The sequence below is a fragment of the Aeromicrobium changchenzhani genome (assembly GCF_057586615.1).
The window spans coordinates 288,438-305,918 of the sequence record NZ_CM172480.1 but is presented as its reverse complement, the minus strand read 5'-3'; the positions used below and the strand labels follow the sequence as shown (position 1 = coordinate 305,918).

The window sequence follows — 17,481 nt, the reverse complement described above, 5'->3', positions numbered from 1 at the left end:
GTCGGAACCGCAGACAAATCAGAATTGAATGACCTGCGTCACATGCCTACCACCAGCTGGCTGTTGGGCGCCGTGCCGATAAAGTTAATGCCATGTTTCGACTTATCCGCGCAGCTGCCCCGGTAGCCGCACTAGCCCTTGCCCTCACTGCCTGCGGCGGCACAGACACCGCCAATCCCGACAAGACTGAGACGACAACAACCTCGACCGCCGCCGCGGCCACCGGCAAGTCTTTCTCGACCGACGACTTCTCCTATAAAGCGCCAAAGGGATGGACCGCACCGGATCAGAAGGTGCCATCAGTCGTCAGTCTCGCGGTCGACCGGACCGACGAAGACGGCTTCGCCGACAACGTCAACGTCGTCAAGGTCGAGCCGGCCAGCGTCACCGAGATCGACAAGTTCGAGGCGGCATTTGTAAAAGAACTCGAGGGCTCCAACGCGTCGAATATCAAAGTTCATCCGCGCCAGGACCTCGATGGGGAGACCGCCGCTCACGTTACGAGTGGAGCCAGCCAGAATGGCACAAAATATCTCGTCAACCAGTTCGGCGTCGTCCACAACAAGGCGAATTTCGTGATCACGTTCTCGTTCAGCCCCGATGTGAGCCTCGCAAAGCAAGAGTCGGTCAGCCAGGCAGTTATGGCGACCTGGCGTTGGGGTTCCTGAGACCCAGAGCCAGGAATCGCCCTCGGTCAGGTGTGCGCAGGGCACGCCGCGGGAGAATCGGCGGCGCAGCCGTCACAAACCACGAGCTGTTCCAGACAGGACTCGTCCACACAGTCCTCAACCCGGCTGGTCGGACCGCTGCAGCGATAGCAGTGGCCGACCACGGCTGCGTGATCGCTAAATGTCATGGTCCGGCGGCCGTCGAAAACATACAGCGAGCCCTCCCATAATCCGTCATCCTTGAACGCCTCGCCATAACGCACGATGCCGCCGTCAAGTTGGTAGACCTCGCTGAAGCCGCGGCTCTTCATGATCGGCGTCAGGACCTCGCAGCGAATCCCGCCGGTGCAATAAGTCACGACCGGCCGATCCTTCAAATGGTCGTACTTGCCGCTCTCGATCTCGGCGATGAACTCGCGCGTCGTGTCGACAGCGGGGATGATCGCGCCCTTGAACCGGCCCAACTCGGCTTCGAGCTTGTTGCGTCCGTCGAAGAACACGATGTCCTTCTCGGCCACGAGGGTATGCAGGTCCTGTGGGGAGAGCTTCGTACCGCCGCCAATGACACCGCCAGCATCGACCGACAACTCGTCGGGGACACCGAAGGTCACGATTTCCTTGCGAACTTTGACGCTGAGCCGTGGGAAGTCGGCGCTACGACCATCGGCGTCCGCATTGCCCTCGCTCCATTTGAAGTCGATGCCTTTGAACGGTAAATAGGCTTTGGTGCCTTTGATGTATTTCTTGAGCTGAGTGACATCGCCACCGAGCGTGCCGTTGATACCGTCCGCCGAAACAATGATGCGACCACGCAATCCGAGCGAGTCCGCGAGCGTGTGCTGCCACAGCTTGATCGCAGTCGGATCGGCAAGCGGGACGAACGCGTAATAGAGCAGTATCTTCGGGGTGGCCACGGGCCAATTCTAGTGGCCTGTCTTGCGCTGCTTCTTCCCTGCTGGTGAACTATGAGCATGGAAACGATCAGCATCATCGACCAGACCAACGCACTTCTCGAAAAGGCCAAGGATTCCTCCGCTGGGCGGGCCGCGAAGAAAGTCGCTGGCGGTCCCGAAACGCGCATGACGCAGACGATCGTTGCCTTGACTGCGGGCACCCGGCTCGACGATCACGAAAATCCTGGCGAGGCGACCGTCCAGGTCCTCGCGGGCAAGGTCAGTATCGGCACCACACACAAGCAGGTCTCGTTGGGTCTGGGCCAACTGCTCACAATCCCCGATATGCGGCACAACCTGGAAGCCTTGACCGACGCCGTCGTCCTGCTGACTGCGGTGAAGCGCGCCTGAGGCTGGCGGTCTCATGACTGAACTTCACGAACTGGACGCAACCGCTCAAGCCGAACTTCTGGCCGGCCACGACGTTTCCTCGGTCGAGCTCGTCCAGCATCACCTCGACCGCATCGGCTCATATGCCGCACAGCTTGGCGCCTTCATCACCGTAACCGCCGAACAAGCGCTCGAACGGGCGGCCACCGCCGATCAACGTAGGCGCACAGGCGCCGAGGTCCTCCAGTTCCTTGGCGTCCCAACCGCGTTCAAGGACCTCAATCCGACCGCTGGGGTGCGTACGACGTTCGGCTCGACCGTGATGCGCGAGTTCGTGCCACCGGCCAACGGCTGGGTCGTCGATCTTCTGGAGGACGCCGGACTCATTAGCCTCGGCAAGACCAATACGCCCGAGTTCGGGCTGTCCTCCTACACCGACAACGACCTCATCGGGCCCGCCCGTACGCCGTGGGACACCAGCCGGAATGCTGGTGGATCAAGCGGCGGGGCGGCCGCAGCGGTCGCGGCCGGACTCGTACCGTTCGCTCAGGGCAGTGACGGTGGCGGATCAATCCGGATCCCGTCGAGTTGTTGCGGCATTTTCGGCTTCAAGCCCAGTCGCGGCCGGCTCAGTGCCGGTCCGGGCAGCGGCGACATTTTCGGACTAGCAAGCGACGGACCGCTTGCCCGCACCGTACGGGATTCGGCAGCGCTGCTCGACCTGATGGCGGAACCAATGCCCGGCGACCAGCGGACGCTTTCGAGGTCGCCGCTCCGCTTCACCGATTGGCTGTCCCGCACCCCAAAGAAGCTACGCATCGCACGCTGGTCGGCCACTTACCTCGAAGGCATCGCGCCCGAGCCGGCTGCGATTGCCGCATGGGAGAAGGCGAGTCGTTTGCTCGAGTCGCTCGGCCACGACGTCGTCGACATCGCCAATCCGTTCCCGCAGGCACTAGAACCACAGTTCAATATCATCTGGTCGACCGGCATCGCGACCGCTCCCATACCGCCTGAGGCCGAACCAACGCTGCGCGCCAACACCCGCTACTGGCGCGAACGAGGACGCCGGACGACCGGTCCCGAATTGCTCGGCGCGATGCAGTTCATCCAGGAAACAACACGTCAGATCCTCGTCGACTTGGCCGATTATGACGTCTTTCTCACCCCGACGCTGGCGCGGCCACCACAGCCGGTGGACTGGTTCAACGAGTCCGGTGATCCGGCCGAAGACCACCATCGGGAGTTGCAGTTCACGCCCTACACGGCGCTCTACAACATGAGCGGCCAAACCGCAGCGAGTCTGCCGTTGCACTGGGAGGACGGTCTGCCGATTGGCGTCATGCTCGCCGGTAAGCCGGGCGCCGACGGCGAACTGTTCGCGCTGTGCGCCCAGATCGAGGCCGCTTCGCCTTGGGCAGATCGATGGCCGCAACTCGACCAGCCGATCGGTTGAAGCCGTCCTGCTCTACGAATTTTCGCACTGCAGGCCGCCCGCCCACCTGAAATAATGATGTCGTGACTGAAATCAGCTTCGAGTACTCCAATCTGAGCGGACGCCCTCCCGGTCCGATCGTGACACTCGCAGGCAAGGTGCTGCGTGGTGTTCGCACGGTCCAGGCTCAGATCGAGCCCTACGCTCACCGATGGGAGCAGCAAAATCGCGTGGCGCTCGCCGAATCCGGCCCGTTGTGGGTCGTTCTCGGTGACTCGATGGCGCAGAGCGTCGGCGCCAGCGGGTACGACCGCGGCTGGGCGGGACAGCTCGCCGAGCGGCTTCCCGAGCACCGATTGGTCAACCTGTCGTTCTACGGGGGCCGGGTCAATGACCTCCTCGAACGCCAGATTCCGATGATGGAGTCCCTCGACGTCCAGCCCGATCTAGTGACCGTCATCATTGGCAGCAACGACGTCCTCAATCGACGCTTCCGTCCCGCCCTGCCAAACTCGCTCCGGCAGCTCGTCGACAGGTTGCCGGCCGGCACCGTGATTGCCAACCAGCCGGGTCCGCAGGCTGCCGCACATGAGTTCAACCGAATCCTCGACAGGGCGGTCGAGGCGCGCGGACTCGTTTTGGCTGAGTGCCGCGATCCACGCACGCGCAAGTGGAAGGGCAAACTCTCCGCCGATCACTTCCACCCCAATGATCGGGGTTATGCCGGCATGGCCGAGATCATGGCTGAGGCGATCGCGCGACGCTAAGCAGGCTGAACCGCCCCGCGCAGCGGCCAGCTCTACTGCTCCAGTGATCTGCGGAAGCGCTGCATGCCGCTGATCCAGTGATCTTGATCTGCGGCTTTGTTGGTGTACATCGTGCCGACTTCGGGATGCGGTAATGCGAGGAAAGTGCCAGCCGCGATCGCTGCCAACAATGCGTCGGCGACATCGAGCGGGTCGAGCGTTCGACCGGCGCTGGTCACCGACTTCATCCCAAGTCGCGCGTCGTCGTCGGTGCTGGTCTCACCCTCAACGAGCATATTTGTTCGTACGCCCATCGGGCACAGACAGCAGACCTGTACGCCGCGGTCGCCATACGTCGCGGCAAGCCATTCGGCGAAGCCCACGGCCGCGTGCTTGGTGACCGAGTAGGTCGGCGAACCGAGTTGGGTCAGCAGGCCGGCGGCCGAGGCCGTGCTGACGAAACAGCCGCCGACCCGGTCGGTATCAGCAGAGTCTAACCACCCGGGAATGAGTGCGCGGGCCGCGAGCACGTGGCCCATAACATTGACGTCCCACGACAGCGCCCACTCGGCATCAGTTGCGTCAAGTCCAAAGCCCGTGAACACTCCGGCGTTAGCGACGAATAGATCGGCTGTTCCGGCGGCGTCGATCAACGCCGCCACGTGCTCCGCATCCGAAGCGTCGCCGGCGACAGCGGTGACCCGGCCCGGATGGTCGACGGCAAACCGGTCAGCAGTTGTCGCCAACTGGGTTGCATCGAGATCGCCGATTACGACCGACGCGCCGCGTTCGAGCAGGCGTTGCGCGATCGCCGCGCCGATTCCGCTTGCTGCACCGGTGACAATTGCGTTGGTCCCTGCATCGATCTGCAAGGGATCGGTCATGCTCGTCGCGCTTGGCGTTTGAGTTCATTGCGGGCAAGTGCATTCTTGTGCACCTCGTCCGGCCCGTCGGCGAAGCGCAGCGTGCGCATACCGGCGAACCATTCAGCCAACGGGAAGTCCTGACTGACGCCTGCTGCACCATGGGTTTGCATCGCCTTGTCGAGGATCCATTGGACCGTCTCGGGCGTCGCAATCTTGATCGCCTGAATCTCCGTGTGAGCGGCCTTGTTGCCTTGGCTGTCCATGAGCCAAGCCGCCTTGAGTGCCAGCAGTCGCAACTGTTCGACCTTGACCCGGGACTCGGCGATCCAGTCTCGGATGACGCCTTGCTCGGCCAACGGCTTGCCGAAGGCAATTCGTTCGGAGGCCCGAGCGCACATCAACTCGATGGCACGCTCGGCGATGCCAATTGAGCGCATGCAATGGTGGATTCGGCCGGGCCCGAGCCGCGCTTGGGCAATCGCGAAGCCTTCACCCGCGCCACCGATGAGATTGCTGGCCGGAACTCGTACGTTGTCGAAGTTGATCTCGGCGTGGCCGCCATGATCCCGGTCGTGATAGCCGAAGACATGCATTCCGCGCATGATCTCCAGGCCGGGGGTGTCGCGTTCGACCAGAATCATTGATTGCTGACGGTGTCGATCAGCGTCGGGGTCGGTCTTGCCCATGACGATGAAGATTTTGCACTCGGGGTTCATCGCGCCGGTGATCCACCACTTGCGGCCGTTGATGACATAGTCATCGCCATCGCGAATGATGCTGAGCTCGACATTGGTTGCATCCGACGACGCGACACGCGGCTCGGTCATCGCGAAGGCGGAGCGGATCGAGCCGGCCAGCAGCGGTTCCAACCACTTCTGCTTCTGCTCCTCGGTGCCGAACATCGTCAGCACTTCCATGTTGCCGGTGTCGGGTGCCGCGCAGTTGAACGCGGCGGGACCGAGTTGCGGGCTGCGACCGGTGATCTCCGCAATCGCGGCATATTGCACATTGGTCAGACCGGCGCTGCCATCGGCTCCCTGCGGCTGGAAGAAGTTCCACAGGCCGGCAGCCTTCGCCTTCGCCCGGACTTCCCCAATGATCGCAGGCCGGTCCCAGGAATCGGCTTTGATTGCCTGCTCAATCTGCTCGCTCAGGACCGCTTCGGCGGGATAGACCTCCGCGGCCATGAAGTCCTCGACGCGTGCGACAAGGGCAAGGGTCTTTGCGTCAAAACCGAAATCCATGGCTAGTTCGCCCCTGCCATCACGTAGACGACTTCGGCAATACAGACCGGCTTCTCGGTGCCCTCGCGTTCGACGGCAACCTGCAGGACGAATTGCGTACCAATCGCAATCGGCGTGGCCTCGAGCAGTTTCGCCGAGGCGCGGAGCCGCGAATTGACTGGCACCGGAGCGGGGAACCGGACCTTGTTGGCGCCATAGTTCATGCCCATCGCGACATTCTCGACGGAATAGGTTTGCTCGAGCAGCACCGGAAGCAGCGACAGCGTCAGGTAGCCGTGCGCGATTGTCGTGCCGAAAGGGCCAGTCGCAGCACGCTCGGGATCAACGTGGATCCACTGATGATCGCCGGTCGCATCTGCGAACAGGTTGATCTGTTCTTGGGTGACCGTCAACCAGTCGCTGGTGCCGATGTCTTCACCGACTGCGGCGGCAAAGGCCGCGACGCTCTCAAATGTGCGCATGAGTCCTCCGAAGGTTTGCTAAGCGCTTGCTTAGTTGCAGCCTACGGTACGGAACCTGCTTGCGCCAGACCCTTCGGTGACTATCGAGACTCTGCCAGAGCTGCTTCGGCTAGAGCGAGCGCAGCCGCGGTCGACAGACCCAGATCATGCATACGGAAAGCGAACTCGCGCGCCGCAATGCTCGCCGCCAGATCAGCCTGCGGCAGCGCCGATCGCACGACGGTGCCGCGCCGACCACGGGTTTCGACCGCACCAAGGCGTTCGAGTTCCCGGTAAGTCTTAGCGACGGTGTTCGGCGCCAGTCCAAGCTCTTCGGCAAGTCCACGCACCGTTGGCAATTTGGCTCCAGCAGCCAACTCTCCCGACGCAATCTGGGCCAGCAACTGCTCACGAAGCTGTTCATACGGGGGCGTCAGCGCATTCGGATCTATCCAAAAACTCACGGCAGGCTGCTCTCTACTTCGTCGAATTGCTCGCTCAAGCAAATCACTCGGTCCCAACTCGGACAACAATCATGAACTCCGTCAGCCCTGATCGCTCTTGACCACTTTCCAAGAGTCGCCGGCCGGGCGGACTTCGAGCCACATCTTGCTGCTGCCGTCATAGCCGGGCGCGAACGCGTACCTACGCCAGTAGGTCCAGGACAGATGACCTTCGAAGCCTTCATTGTTGGCGTAGACGCAGGCGCCCGATTTCGGTGGCGAGACCGGCACCGGGCCAACCGCCTGCCAAGACTTGCCGTCGGCTTTCTGCAGCGTCGTCGGCCAGCCACGGTGCGTACCATCGGCGTCGCCTATTCGGTATGCCGTACCACCGTTAGTCACGAAGAACGTGTCGCATGGACCGTCACCAGGACCCAACTTAGTTGCCTCGCCTGCCCCGACCAATCTGACCGGATTGCCGGGAATCAGCACGTACGAACCGTCGTCTGACCACACCGCCGAACGGGTGCCGAGCTCATAGTGATCCCAGTCAGAACCGTCACGACTGATCAGAATCATCCGACCGTCGTATGGCGCCGCGGAGCCGATATCACCCTTGACGTTCGGTCGGTAGGAACCGTTGACATGAGCCGTCGGGTAACAGGTGATCTCGAACCCGAAGACCGCACGGCGGTCGACGTTATCCAAGCCGAGGCTCGTACAGCCGGGAAATCCCCGGTCATATACGGTCGCCGGTTTGCGCCACCGCCCGGCGGCAGCGTCATAGGTCTGGACGTCAATGTGACGGCGGTCGGGCGAACCAATCGAGATCAGCGTGCCATCTGTGATCGCGAAGATCTCGGAGCTGATTGCGGTCTTCGGATTGTCCGAATAGTTCTTGAGCCCCGGGGCATTGACCGGTGCGATGTGTTTGACCGACCAGCGGTCGTTCTTGTCACGGGCCAACGTGAAGTCGTCGCCAGCGAGGCCACCTCCGGCCAGCACCGTGTTGGCATCCAACAGATCGAGAATGAGGTCGCTGCACTCGCCATACTTACCGGTCGGATCGAGGATGACTGAGGCACTGCTGGCGGCGTACTGGAACCTGAGCGTGCAATTCTTGGCCTTCGGATCGGCATCGGCGACGGCGATGCGCCCATCGTCATTGGCGATCACGAGGCCTGTGTTGTTACCGGTGTCCTTGATTGCGATCGGGGTGAAGCCAGCTGCGCTCCATCTCAGCGGGTGCCAATTACTGTCGGCGCTGAACACCGCGTACTTCCCTCGCGGTGACACCCCTACCCTGCCGGCCGATTCGCCGGCAAGAGTTTGACGATGCCACGTCCTAAGGTCGGTGCTGACGAGGGCGACGCTCTTCGTCGGCGCCTGATCCTCGGCGTAATCCACATCGCAGGAGAGCAGGACAGCAACGGTTTTACCACCCGTAGCGACCTCGACATCACCGCACTCACGAGCCACCGCGGTGTAAAGGAGGGCCGGCTTGGTCCATTTTCGTGCCGCCGCGGAGAAGCGCTGGATCATGGCCCGCTTCTTGTTCGGCAACACAACAGCCAACTTGTTTCCGTTGGCGAGCGTGACGACGGCGGACTTCAGACCAATCAGATCCGGCTTGTCCGCGGTGTAACCGGCATATGAGACCGAACTTTCCTGGCCGGGATCGGCCTTAGCGCCGCACGCGCCCAGTGTCAGGGCAAGAACAGTAATGCTGGTGAGAGCCCCTCGAATACGCATGCCGCCAGTGTCACAGAATCATCAGGACGGGGGCTACCGCGCCGAGGGCGAACGCGACGACCAGGCCAACCCGGTCGAGCCGGGCCCACAGCGCTGGCTCGGCCCAGGTCCGATGCTGGGCGGTTGCGAAGCCACGGGCGTCCATTGCGATCGCCGACTGGGATGCCCCCCGCAATGCGGAGACGAGCAAACCGAAGGACATGTTCGCGGCATAGCCTCCCGTAGCGATGGGATTGCGCGATGGCCCAAAACCGCGAATCCGACGTGCCCGATCGAGCTGTTGCCACGACGCGCCGAGACTTGCAAAACGCTGGAGCGCAGCGGAGAAGGCGGCAACAAAACGCGCCGGAAGGCGCAGCGTTTGGGCAAGGTAGTCGGCCAGCCTCGCCGCGTCGACAAATCCGAGCGCAACCGAGCCCGGCCAAGCAAGCACGACAATCCGAACGCCAGCAGTTACCGCCTCCCGCTCATCATGACCGCCGCCACGCCAGGTGGAGTAGACGACTGATAAGGCCGCGACTGACGTGAATGCCAAACACAGCAGGGGGTACTTCCACGACGGCAACAGCAGGACAGCCGCAACGACGTACACGCCGAGTGCGATGAGTGCGATCTGCAGATCGCGGATAGTGAATGATCCCAGCAGCGAGAACAATCCGATCGACATAAGTACGAGCGGGTTCACCCGCACGATCCATGACCTCATACGGCCCGGCCCGTCATTAGCTGGATCTCAACATCGCTCTCGATGAGGCCATCATGGGTCGCCACACCCGTCGCAGCTCCCCCGCGTGCGGCCGAACTCAACCAGCCAACGACCGCCGCCCAGGTATTGCGGTCCTGACCGACCGTCGGCTCGTCGAGGAGCACCACCCCTGGCCGATGCCCCAGTGCAGCAGCAAGGGCTAGCCGTCGCTGCTCACCGCCGGACAATCGATAGGGGCTGGACTGAGCCAGAGCGCTGAGGCCGAATACGTCGAGCAGCGCACCCGTATCAACTACGGTGCCGAGCCGCGCAGAGGTTTTTTCGACTTCCTCGGCGACTGTCCGTGCGAGGAATCCGTGCTCAGGATTTTGTGGGACCCAGCCGATTGCGCCGGCAAGTTTCGGTGATCGCCAAGCATTCACGCGGGGGGTGACGGTCCCCGATCGTGGTGTGAGCAGGCCTGCGAAAGTAGCCAGCGCCGTGGATTTGCCCGCGCCGCTCGGTCCTCTGAGCGCCGTGATTGCGCCCGGTTCGAGATCCGCGCTGAATGCGGTCAGCGCATGTGATGTCTCGGCACCGCGAAGAGTGCGCGTACGCAGATCGACGCTCACCTCACTCAGCGCGATGCGCAGCGGATCGGCGCGCGGTTGAACCAACGCTTGGGGAATCTCCAAGGGCGTTGGCGTCGGCAGCCCGGGCGCCCAGACACCGTCCGGAAGGTTCGCCGCCGTCAACGAGGTGGGTGGTCCATCGCTGACTATGCAGCCATCCTTGGAGAGCACGATGACCCGATCAACATGCTCCAGCCACGGGCCGATGTGATGTTCGACGACGATGAGGGTCGAATCGCCGGCAGCATCGATGATTGCCCGTCGTACGGCCGTCGCATTAATCTCATCAAGCATCGATGTCGGTTCATCAAGCAGCAACAACTGCGGCTCCATCGCGAGTACGCCGGCTAGCGCGAGCCGCTGGAGTTCCCCGCCGGACAGTGCCGTGGTGAAGTGATCTGCACGGTATGGGAGCCCGACCGCCGCAAGCGCAGCGGTCACTCGCCGGGCGATCTCAACTCGCGACAACCCGAGATTCTCTGGCCCGAATGCCACATCGCGTCCGATGCGCTCCGCGACGACGGCATCGCCGGGATTTTGCAATAGCAAGCCGATGCGGCCGTCCACCTCAACGTCACCGCTCTTGTCCCCGGCGATGGTGGTTCCCAGAGCGCCTGCAAGCGCATACAAAAGGGTCGATTTTCCGGCGCCACTCGGCCCGGTGATGAGGACGCGCTCGCCAGCTTCGATGGTGAGATCGAAGCCAGCGATCACTGGCTCACGACGACCGAGCGGCCGCCAGGAAAACCCGCAGAAACGAGCCCCGGCGGCCATGGACGTCACACCTCGGGACTGGCTTCGCGCCCCGGCCCGAAGGAATCAAGCACGCCAGCTCGGGCGAGCGCGCGCGTCAACGCCCAGCCACCCGCACCCGCGATGATGGCACCCGAGACAGCCAGGAAGCCCAGATGCGCAAACCGGTAGGGCCATTCCCAATCGGGGTAATAGGCCTGCCATTCATACGCGCCTTCGAAGGCCGCCGACAAGATGCCAGCAAGCGCCGCCGCAAAGATGCCGAAGCGTTTGTAGAGGAAAACCGCCAAAATCAATTCGGCGCCAAGGCCCTGCCAGAATCCCGAAACCAGCACGCTCATACCCCATTGGGTCCCGCCGGGAACCAATGCGGACACAGCAGCCGCGATGATCTCGGTCACGAGCGCCGCGCCGGCTCTGCGGACGATTAGACCGCCCACCACACCGGCCATCAGCCAGGGGCCAACCATGAGACCCGCCGATGGCGGATAGCTCAGGTTGAGCAGGTTGCTGATCGGCTCATACAGCTTCCCCCAGCCCCAGAAGATGACACCGAAGGCGACACCCAAGGTGGCGATGGTGACCAGATCGATGGTCCGATAAGAAAAGAACTCACGGACTTTGGAGGGTTGCACAGATGTTGTCATGCGGACTCCCTTCGCCGGTACTAACCGGAGCAGGTTCAAGGGTCTGCGGTGGATCCGCACTCTCAGCACCGTCTGCAAGGCGCTCCCCTGTCATGTGAGTCCAGCGTACCTCCTTCAAGCCAACCCGACCCGGCGGTGGCTGGGCAACCTTTCAGCCTGCCGAGTGTTGCCACGACCCTTGAACCCAAGCCGCCGATGCGGTTGCTCAGACACCGCCCAGCAGGTCCGTGCGATCGAACATCTCGGCTGCAGCCCGGCCCGAGGGCGTGCCTACATCGAGATCCGCATCCGCGGCGAGCAGCAGTGCGACAACTTCTTCGTCACCTTTAAACAATGCACCGGCGATCGGCGACTGGCCACGATCATTGATCGCATCAACGTTCGCACCGCGCTCGATAAGTGCTGCCAGGATCGACGTATGACCGTGATAGGCCGCCAGCATGAGCAGGGTGTTGCCCGCCGTATCGGTCAATTCGACCGGCACTCCCGCGTCCAAATAGGCCGTCAGGTGCTCGGCATTTCCCTCCCGCGCATCGTCGAGGAGTTGCTGCGCGAGAGCGATTGCGTCCGCATCGGGCGTTTCAGTCATGGGAAGAAACGTAGCAACTGCGAGAATGCGTTATGGCTTCTGTACGCACTCCCGATCCCAATCCCGGCTGGCTCTCCGACATCGCACTCGAGGAGACGCGATCACGAGTGCCGATTCTGTATGTCGAAGCGGTGCCCGTACGGATCGATGCACTCGGCCATGTCGAGCTAATCGGCATACTGCTGCGCGGATCGGCAACAACTGGCGAACTCACCCGAACGCTCGTTTCAGGCCGCGTCATGCACGGTGAATCAGTCCGCGACGCGCTGCTTCGAAACCTCGAGAAAGATCTCGGACCGACTGCCTTTCCGCAGTTGCCAGTCAGCACAGTGCCGTTCTCGGTGGCCGAATATTTCCCGCTGCCGGGCGTCACGCCGCTCCATGACCCGCGCCAGCATGCGGTTGCGCTCGCCTACGTCATCCCGGTCACCGGCGACTGCCAGCCCCGCCAGGATGCGCTCGAACTCACTTGGCTCACGCCGGAGGAGGCGCTGAGCACCGAAGTCCTGGACGATATGGAAGGTGGCAGAGGCGCGCTGCTGCGCGAGGCATTGGCCTCGGTCGGTACCTTCACCCGTTGAGCGGTGTCTCAGCAACCTCTCGACTCCCCCGGCGGTGTCTCAGCCACCTAATTGCGGCGGGATTAGGTTGCTGGGGCACCGCCCATGCGGAGGAATATGATGTCGCTTGATGATCGCTGAGCGCACGCCCAATCGATGGCTGATGCTGGCAGTCAGCATGGCCGGACAGATCGCTGGCACCGTGTTCATCAGCGCGGCACCATTCCTCATCCCGCTGCTCCACCTCGAACGCGGACTCTCGCTCGTTCACGCTGGTCTGATCGCTTCAGCCCCGCTCGTCGGTACGACGCTGACGCTGATCCTCTGGGGCGCGGTGGTCGACCGGATCGGTGAGCGGCGCTCGATGGCATACGGGATGACGCTCATCACCGTCTCGGCGTTCGCGGCGGCTTTCACCTCCCACTCGTACGCTGCGCTCGCCGTCTTCCTGTTCCTCGGCGGCATGGGCGGCGCCAGCGCCAGCTCAGCCAGCGGGCGCATCGTTGTCGGCTGGTTCCCCGCCGATCAGCGTGGCTTCGCGATGGGTATCCGCCAGACCGCACAACCGCTCGGCGTCGGACTCGCCGCATTGATCATCCCGGTGACCGCCAAAAATTTCGGCCTGTTCACCGCAATCCTGGTCCCGGCCTGCCTGTGTTTGATCGCGCTCTTGATCGGCCTGCTCATTGTCGATCCGCCGCGACCGACCCGGCAGCAAGCCGCCGATCTCGGTCATCTGGTGAATCCTTACCGCCGCGACGATCGTCTGTGGCGGATTCACGTGTCATCCATGTTGCTGGTCATCCCACAATTCACCGTGTGGACATATGCGGTTGTCTGGCTCATCAGCGATAAGGGATGGTCCGCGTTCGCCGCAGGCGCGCTCATCGCCGCGGTCCAACTGTTGGGTTCGGCCGGTCGGGTCGGCGCCGGCGTTTGGTCCGATCGAGTCGGCAGCAGATTGGGCCCGATGCGCATCGTTTCGGTCGCGGCGATGTTGTCAATGCTTGCCCTCGGCCTGCTCGAGGGAACTCCGCTTGCGATCACGTTGATGGTGATCGCGTCGATCATCACCGTTGCCGACAACGGCCTTGCGTTCACCTCGGTGGCCGAGATCGGTGGCCCGTACTGGTCGGGCCGAGCCCTCGGCACCCAGAACACCGGCCAATTCCTGACCTCCGCGGCCGTGCCGCCGTTGATCGGTGCCGCAATCACCGGGCACGGCTATGCCTTCGGTTTCGCGATCGTCGCACTGTTCCCGCTAATCGCGATACCGCTGATCCCCGTCAAGGGCGAACGCCCCTCCCGTTAAAACGTTTCCCAGGATATCCTGGGGAACTGTCACTCTTGACAGGTTGCAACCTGTGAGAAGTGACAGTTTTCTGTTAAGAGCAGCGCTCTATCGAGGTTGGAACAAACCGTCGGTATGGCATGCCTTAGTGCGCACAAACCGCTCCAACACACTACTGTTTTGTCGAACACGTCTCGTCCTAAGGAGATGACATGCGAACCTTCGCCATTGTGGTGTCGCTCATCCTGACCGCAGTCACCATCCCGGTGTTGGTGAAGGCGATCATCGATATGACCGCCGTCATTCGGGGTGGCCAACCGGCAATCGGCCGCACCGACAAGCCGACATCGCGCTCGCTGACGATGTTCAAGGAGACCGTCGGTCATACGCGCATGTTGCAGTGGACCGCGATCGGCATCATGCACTGGTTCGTGTTCGCCGCGTTCATCTTCTTGAGCACGGCCGTCGCATCGGCGTTCGTCCAAATCTTCGACGCCGAGTTCGTCTGGCCGCTAATCGGCCACTGGTACCCGTATGAATGGTTCAGCGAGATCATCGGGTTGCTCAGCACAATCGGCATCATCTACCTGATCATTTACCGTCAGGTCAAACACCCACGACGCTTGCAGCGCGGCAGCCGCTTCTATGGCTCGTCGTTCTGGCAGGCCTACTTCGTCGAGATCCTCGCGATGGTCGAGGGCGCGGCAATTCTTTTCATCCGCGGTGCCGAATTTAACCTCGGTCAGGCGCTAGGACACGACAGTGCGACACGCGCACATTTCCCGATCGCGTCCTGGATCGGCGACCTCTATCCGTCGTCGGCCGCGGCCAACGAGAACATCATTTACTTCGTCGCAATGTTCAAGATCGTGCTCGCGTTGGTTTGGCTGCTGGTCATCTCACGCAATCTCACGATGGGCATCGCTTGGCACCGTTTCCTTGCTTGGCCGAACATCTGGTTCAAGCGCGAATCCGACGGCGGCACCGCGCTCGGCGCCGCAACGCCCCTGTATGTCAAGGGCAAGCCGCTCGATCTCGAGGCGATGGACGACCTCGACGAAGAAGACTTCGAGAAGCTCGGCGTCGGGAAGGTCCAAGACTTCACGTGGAAGGGCATCCTCGACTTCTCCACCTGCACCGAGTGCGGCCGCTGTCAGAGCCAGTGTCCCGCGTGGGCGACTGAGAAGCCGCTCTCGCCGAAGTTGCTCATGATGGGCTTGCGCGATCACGCTTACGCCACGATTCCGCTGCTGGACATCTCCGAAGATCAACGCACCGAAGAACAGCAGGCTCAGCTGGATCGCCCGCTGATCGGCCTCGAAGAGATGTTCGGCGTCATCGATCCCGATGTTCTGTGGTCGTGCACCAACTGCGGTGCCTGCGTCCAGCAGTGCCCCGTCGACATCGAACACGTCGACCACATCATCGACATGCGCCGCTACCAGGTGCTCGTCGAGTCCAACTTCCCCAGCGAGCTCAACAACATTTTCAAGGGTCTTGAGCGCAAGGGCAATCCGTGGAACATGGATCCCAAGGGCCGGCTCGACTGGACCAAGGGCCTCGATTTCGAGATCAAACAGGTCGGTCGTGACATTGAGGATCTTGACTCGGTTGAATGGCTCTTCTGGGTCGGCTGCGCTGGCGCCTTCGAGGATCGTGCCAAGAAGACGACCCAGGCGGTTGCCGAACTGCTCAATACCGCGGGCGTCACGTTCGGCATCCTCGGCGACGGCGAGACGTGTACGGGTGATCCGGCGCGGCGTGCCGGCAACGAGATCGTGTTCCAGCAACTCGCGATGCAGAACGTCGAAACGTTCAAGGAGACGAAGGTCAAGAAGGTCGTCTCCACCTGCGCGCACTGCTTCAACACGCTCAAGAACGAATACTCCGAGCTCGGCATCGAGCTCGAAGTCGTTCACCATACGCAATTGCTCAACCGACTCGTGCGTGAAGGCAAGCTCACTCCGGTCGCACCGACCGCCGGAGCCGTCGAAGAGAAGACGATCACCTATCACGATCCATGCTTCCTCGGTCGCCACAATCAGGTGTATGAAGCTCCGCGCGAACTACTCGGCGCAATCCCGGGCGCGACGTTCAAGGAGATGCCGCGTAACAAGGAGAAGAGTTTCTGCTGTGGCGCCGGCGGCGCGCGGATGTGGATGGAAGAGACCATCGGCACTCGCATCAACGTCAATCGCACCGAAGAGGCCGTCGCCACCGGCGCCGACCAGATCGCGGTCGGTTGCCCGTTCTGTCGCGTCATGCTCTCCGATGGTTTGACCCTGCAGCAGTCCGAAGGCAATGCTCGCCCTGAAGTCGAGATTCTCGACGTCGCGCAGATGCTGCTTGCCTCGATCAAGCGCGCACCTGAACCAGCCGAAACTGCCGATGTCGTCGCCGAAGCCGAACAGGCGACTGCGACAGCGGCGGCAAGCGAAACCGAATCGGCCGCGGAGGACGACAGGGCCCCGGCTGACGACTCTGACGCCACTTCAGACGGCGCAACGCAGTCAGCATCCGAGAAGGAAGCCGCCGCCGAAGCCAACGTCGGACCAGTCAACACCGGCACCAGCGCGGCGCCGGAGACTGCTGAGCCCGAAAAGGCACCAGCGTCCGAGCCGGAGTCGGAGTCCGAACCCAGTTCGGCGGCTGAGGCCGAATCGGAGCCGAAGCCTGAGCCGGTCAAGGACGAAGAAGTTGTCGAGTCCGCTGCTGAGATCACCTCGGTCGAAGACGGCGCAACGCCCGATCCGGTGGCCGATGATGTCGCACCGTTGGAGAACGCATCCCCGACCGCGCAAGAAGTCAGTTCCGGGGCCGATAAGGCTGCGGCACACGAACAGTTGTCCTTCGATGATGCTGCTGCTGCTGACAGCGGATCTGACAATGACGGCCCCGACGAAACCCCCGAGCCTGCGGAGAAGCCGACCGTTGGCCGCGAATCCGATGTGGACACGCAGCAGGCCGAGGGCGACTTCGAGGGTGGCAAGTTCATGATCGCCGAGGGCGGCTCGCACGATCCGAGGCCGACATTGCCTGAGGATCCCGAAAAGGCCTGACCATAACCGATGCAACGGATCGCTGCCGGTGCCTGAGTGGCAACACTTTCGGCACGTGCTGTTATCCGTTACTGAGCGGCGAGCGGCGCGCCTCAACGGCTGAGCAACTCATGCGGTCCCGATTCACGGCCTTCGCTCTCGGCGACACCGCTTACCTGCTCAGCACCTGGCATCCACGTACCCGACCAGCGACACTCGAGCTCGACCTAGAGCGGCGGTGGTACCACCTCGACATCGATCGCACCGCCCGGGGCGGGATCTTCGACGATCAAGGCATCGTGGCGTTCCGCGCCTATTATCGCCATCCCGATGGCGCCGGCGAGCAGACTGAAGTCAGCCGATTCGCCCGCGCAGACGGAGCTTGGTTCTACCTCGACGCGGAGTAGTG

Annotated in this window: 18 protein-coding genes and 1 riboswitch; of the genes, 8 read left to right on the top strand and 10 right to left on the bottom strand. The window is 62.5% G+C overall.

Features of this window, described 5'->3' with window-relative positions; all coding sequences use genetic code 11:
• Positions 1-92: 92 nt before the first annotated feature.
• Positions 93-668 carry a hypothetical protein gene (locus tag AC2YB9_RS01640; protein WP_487267017.1) on the top strand — a complete coding sequence of 192 codons (576 nt, stop codon included), beginning with the start codon at positions 93-95 and terminating at the stop codon, positions 666-668.
• 26 nt (positions 669-694) lie between these two features.
• Here AC2YB9_RS01640 and trhO read toward each other — a convergent pair whose 3' ends face one another.
• On the bottom strand, positions 695-1,582 hold the full coding sequence (trhO, locus tag AC2YB9_RS01635; protein WP_487267016.1) for an oxygen-dependent tRNA uridine(34) hydroxylase TrhO: 888 nt from the start codon (positions 1,580-1,582) through the stop codon (positions 695-697).
• 57 nt (positions 1,583-1,639) lie between these two features.
• On the opposite strand from trhO, the gene AC2YB9_RS01630 reads away from it, so the two are divergent.
• The 3 genes from AC2YB9_RS01630 (at position 1,640) to AC2YB9_RS01620 (ending at position 4,153) form a co-directional block, all read left to right on the top strand.
• The gene (locus AC2YB9_RS01630; RefSeq protein WP_487267015.1) at positions 1,640-1,972 is read left to right on the top strand and encodes a cupin domain-containing protein; all 333 of its coding nucleotides are present in this window, start codon (positions 1,640-1,642) and stop codon (positions 1,970-1,972) included.
• 13 nt (positions 1,973-1,985) lie between these two features.
• The gene (locus tag AC2YB9_RS01625) at positions 1,986-3,407 is read left to right on the top strand and encodes an amidase (RefSeq protein ID WP_487267014.1); all 1,422 of its coding nucleotides are present in this window, start codon (positions 1,986-1,988) and stop codon (positions 3,405-3,407) included.
• Positions 3,408-3,469: 62 nt separating this feature from the next.
• Complete coding sequence (locus AC2YB9_RS01620; RefSeq protein ID WP_487267013.1) at positions 3,470-4,153, top strand: SGNH/GDSL hydrolase family protein; 684 nt, start codon at positions 3,470-3,472, stop codon at positions 4,151-4,153.
• 32 nt (positions 4,154-4,185) lie between these two features.
• Here AC2YB9_RS01620 and AC2YB9_RS01615 read toward each other — a convergent pair whose 3' ends face one another.
• The 9 genes from AC2YB9_RS01615 to AC2YB9_RS01575 form a co-directional block, all read right to left on the bottom strand.
• Entirely contained in the window at positions 4,186-5,016 is an 831-nt protein-coding gene (locus AC2YB9_RS01615; protein WP_487267012.1) for an SDR family oxidoreductase, read from the bottom strand.
• The gene (locus AC2YB9_RS01610; RefSeq protein WP_487267011.1) at positions 5,013-6,242 is read right to left on the bottom strand and encodes an acyl-CoA dehydrogenase family protein; all 1,230 of its coding nucleotides are present in this window, start codon (positions 6,240-6,242) and stop codon (positions 5,013-5,015) included. The genes AC2YB9_RS01615 and AC2YB9_RS01610 overlap by 4 nt, the downstream gene beginning before the upstream one ends.
• A gap of 2 nt (positions 6,243-6,244) precedes the next feature.
• Positions 6,245-6,703, bottom strand: a complete 459-nt coding sequence (locus tag AC2YB9_RS01605; protein WP_487267010.1) for a MaoC family dehydratase — start codon at positions 6,701-6,703, stop codon at positions 6,245-6,247.
• 80 nt (positions 6,704-6,783) lie between these two features.
• Positions 6,784-7,146 carry a GntR family transcriptional regulator gene (locus AC2YB9_RS01600; RefSeq protein WP_487267009.1) on the bottom strand — a complete coding sequence of 121 codons (363 nt, stop codon included), beginning with the start codon at positions 7,144-7,146 and terminating at the stop codon, positions 6,784-6,786.
• Positions 7,147-7,227: 81 nt separating this feature from the next.
• Complete coding sequence (locus AC2YB9_RS01595; RefSeq protein ID WP_487267008.1) at positions 7,228-8,877, bottom strand: hypothetical protein; 1,650 nt, start codon at positions 8,875-8,877, stop codon at positions 7,228-7,230.
• Between the two features lie 10 nt (positions 8,878-8,887).
• Complete coding sequence (locus AC2YB9_RS01590; RefSeq protein ID WP_487267007.1) at positions 8,888-9,562, bottom strand: energy-coupling factor transporter transmembrane component T; 675 nt, start codon at positions 9,560-9,562, stop codon at positions 8,888-8,890.
• Between the two features lie 17 nt (positions 9,563-9,579).
• Positions 9,580-10,968, bottom strand: coding sequence for an ABC transporter ATP-binding protein (locus AC2YB9_RS01585; RefSeq protein WP_487268553.1), 1,389 nt, complete (start codon positions 10,966-10,968; stop codon positions 9,580-9,582).
• A gap of 5 nt (positions 10,969-10,973) precedes the next feature.
• On the bottom strand, positions 10,974-11,594 hold the full coding sequence (locus AC2YB9_RS01580) for an ECF transporter S component (protein ID WP_487267006.1): 621 nt from the start codon (positions 11,592-11,594) through the stop codon (positions 10,974-10,976).
• A riboswitch (TPP riboswitch) is annotated at positions 11,584-11,693 on the bottom strand. (Overlaps the previous gene by 11 nt.)
• 106 nt (positions 11,694-11,799) lie before the next feature.
• Positions 11,800-12,183, bottom strand: a complete 384-nt coding sequence (locus AC2YB9_RS01575; protein ID WP_487267005.1) for an ankyrin repeat domain-containing protein — start codon at positions 12,181-12,183, stop codon at positions 11,800-11,802.
• Between the two features lie 32 nt (positions 12,184-12,215).
• Between AC2YB9_RS01575 and AC2YB9_RS01570 the strand changes: the two genes are divergently transcribed.
• The 4 genes from AC2YB9_RS01570 to AC2YB9_RS01555 all read left to right on the top strand — a co-directional run bounded on the left by AC2YB9_RS01570 (position 12,216) and on the right by AC2YB9_RS01555 (position 17,479).
• The gene (locus AC2YB9_RS01570; RefSeq protein ID WP_487267004.1) at positions 12,216-12,764 is read left to right on the top strand and encodes an NUDIX hydrolase family protein; all 549 of its coding nucleotides are present in this window, start codon (positions 12,216-12,218) and stop codon (positions 12,762-12,764) included.
• Between the two features lie 109 nt (positions 12,765-12,873).
• A complete protein-coding gene (locus AC2YB9_RS01565) occupies positions 12,874-14,055 on the top strand; it encodes an MFS transporter (RefSeq protein WP_487267003.1) in 1,182 nt (393 codons plus the stop codon).
• A 191-nt stretch (positions 14,056-14,246) separates the two neighbouring features.
• A complete protein-coding gene (locus tag AC2YB9_RS01560) occupies positions 14,247-17,093 on the top strand; it encodes a (Fe-S)-binding protein (protein WP_487267002.1) in 2,847 nt (948 codons plus the stop codon).
• Positions 17,090-17,479, top strand: a complete 390-nt coding sequence (locus AC2YB9_RS01555) for a YchJ family protein (protein WP_487268552.1) — start codon at positions 17,090-17,092, stop codon at positions 17,477-17,479. Before AC2YB9_RS01560 ends, AC2YB9_RS01555 begins: the two co-directional genes overlap by 4 nt.
• The last annotated feature ends 2 nt before the right edge of the window (positions 17,480-17,481 follow it).

What these genes read in the sequence shown, in the direction of transcription:
- AC2YB9_RS01580 (WP_487267006.1), bottom strand. Translation starts at nt 11,594, where the DNA reads ATGACAACATCTGTGCAACCCTCCAAAGTCCGTGAGTTCTTTTCTTAT.
- AC2YB9_RS01610 (WP_487267011.1), bottom strand. Translation starts at nt 6,242, where the DNA reads ATGGATTTCGGTTTTGACGCAAAGACCCTTGCCCTTGTCGCACGCGTC.
- AC2YB9_RS01595 (WP_487267008.1), bottom strand. Translation starts at nt 8,877, where the DNA reads ATGCGTATTCGAGGGGCTCTCACCAGCATTACTGTTCTTGCCCTGACA.
- AC2YB9_RS01615 (WP_487267012.1), bottom strand. Translation starts at nt 5,016, where the DNA reads ATGACCGATCCCTTGCAGATCGATGCAGGGACCAACGCAATTGTCACC.
- AC2YB9_RS01570 (WP_487267004.1), top strand. Translation starts at nt 12,216, where the DNA reads ATGGCTTCTGTACGCACTCCCGATCCCAATCCCGGCTGGCTCTCCGAC.
- AC2YB9_RS01575 (WP_487267005.1), bottom strand. Translation starts at nt 12,183, where the DNA reads ATGACTGAAACGCCCGATGCGGACGCAATCGCTCTCGCGCAGCAACTC.
- AC2YB9_RS01585 (WP_487268553.1), bottom strand. Translation starts at nt 10,968, where the DNA reads ATGGCCGCCGGGGCTCGTTTCTGCGGGTTTTCCTGGCGGCCGCTCGGT.
- AC2YB9_RS01625 (WP_487267014.1), top strand. Translation starts at nt 1,986, where the DNA reads ATGACTGAACTTCACGAACTGGACGCAACCGCTCAAGCCGAACTTCTG.
- AC2YB9_RS01630 (WP_487267015.1), top strand. Translation starts at nt 1,640, where the DNA reads ATGGAAACGATCAGCATCATCGACCAGACCAACGCACTTCTCGAAAAG.
- AC2YB9_RS01605 (WP_487267010.1), bottom strand. Translation starts at nt 6,703, where the DNA reads ATGCGCACATTTGAGAGCGTCGCGGCCTTTGCCGCCGCAGTCGGTGAA.
- AC2YB9_RS01560 (WP_487267002.1), top strand. Translation starts at nt 14,247, where the DNA reads ATGCGAACCTTCGCCATTGTGGTGTCGCTCATCCTGACCGCAGTCACC.
- AC2YB9_RS01640 (WP_487267017.1), top strand. Translation starts at nt 93, where the DNA reads ATGTTTCGACTTATCCGCGCAGCTGCCCCGGTAGCCGCACTAGCCCTT.
- AC2YB9_RS01565 (WP_487267003.1), top strand. Translation starts at nt 12,874, where the DNA reads ATGATCGCTGAGCGCACGCCCAATCGATGGCTGATGCTGGCAGTCAGC.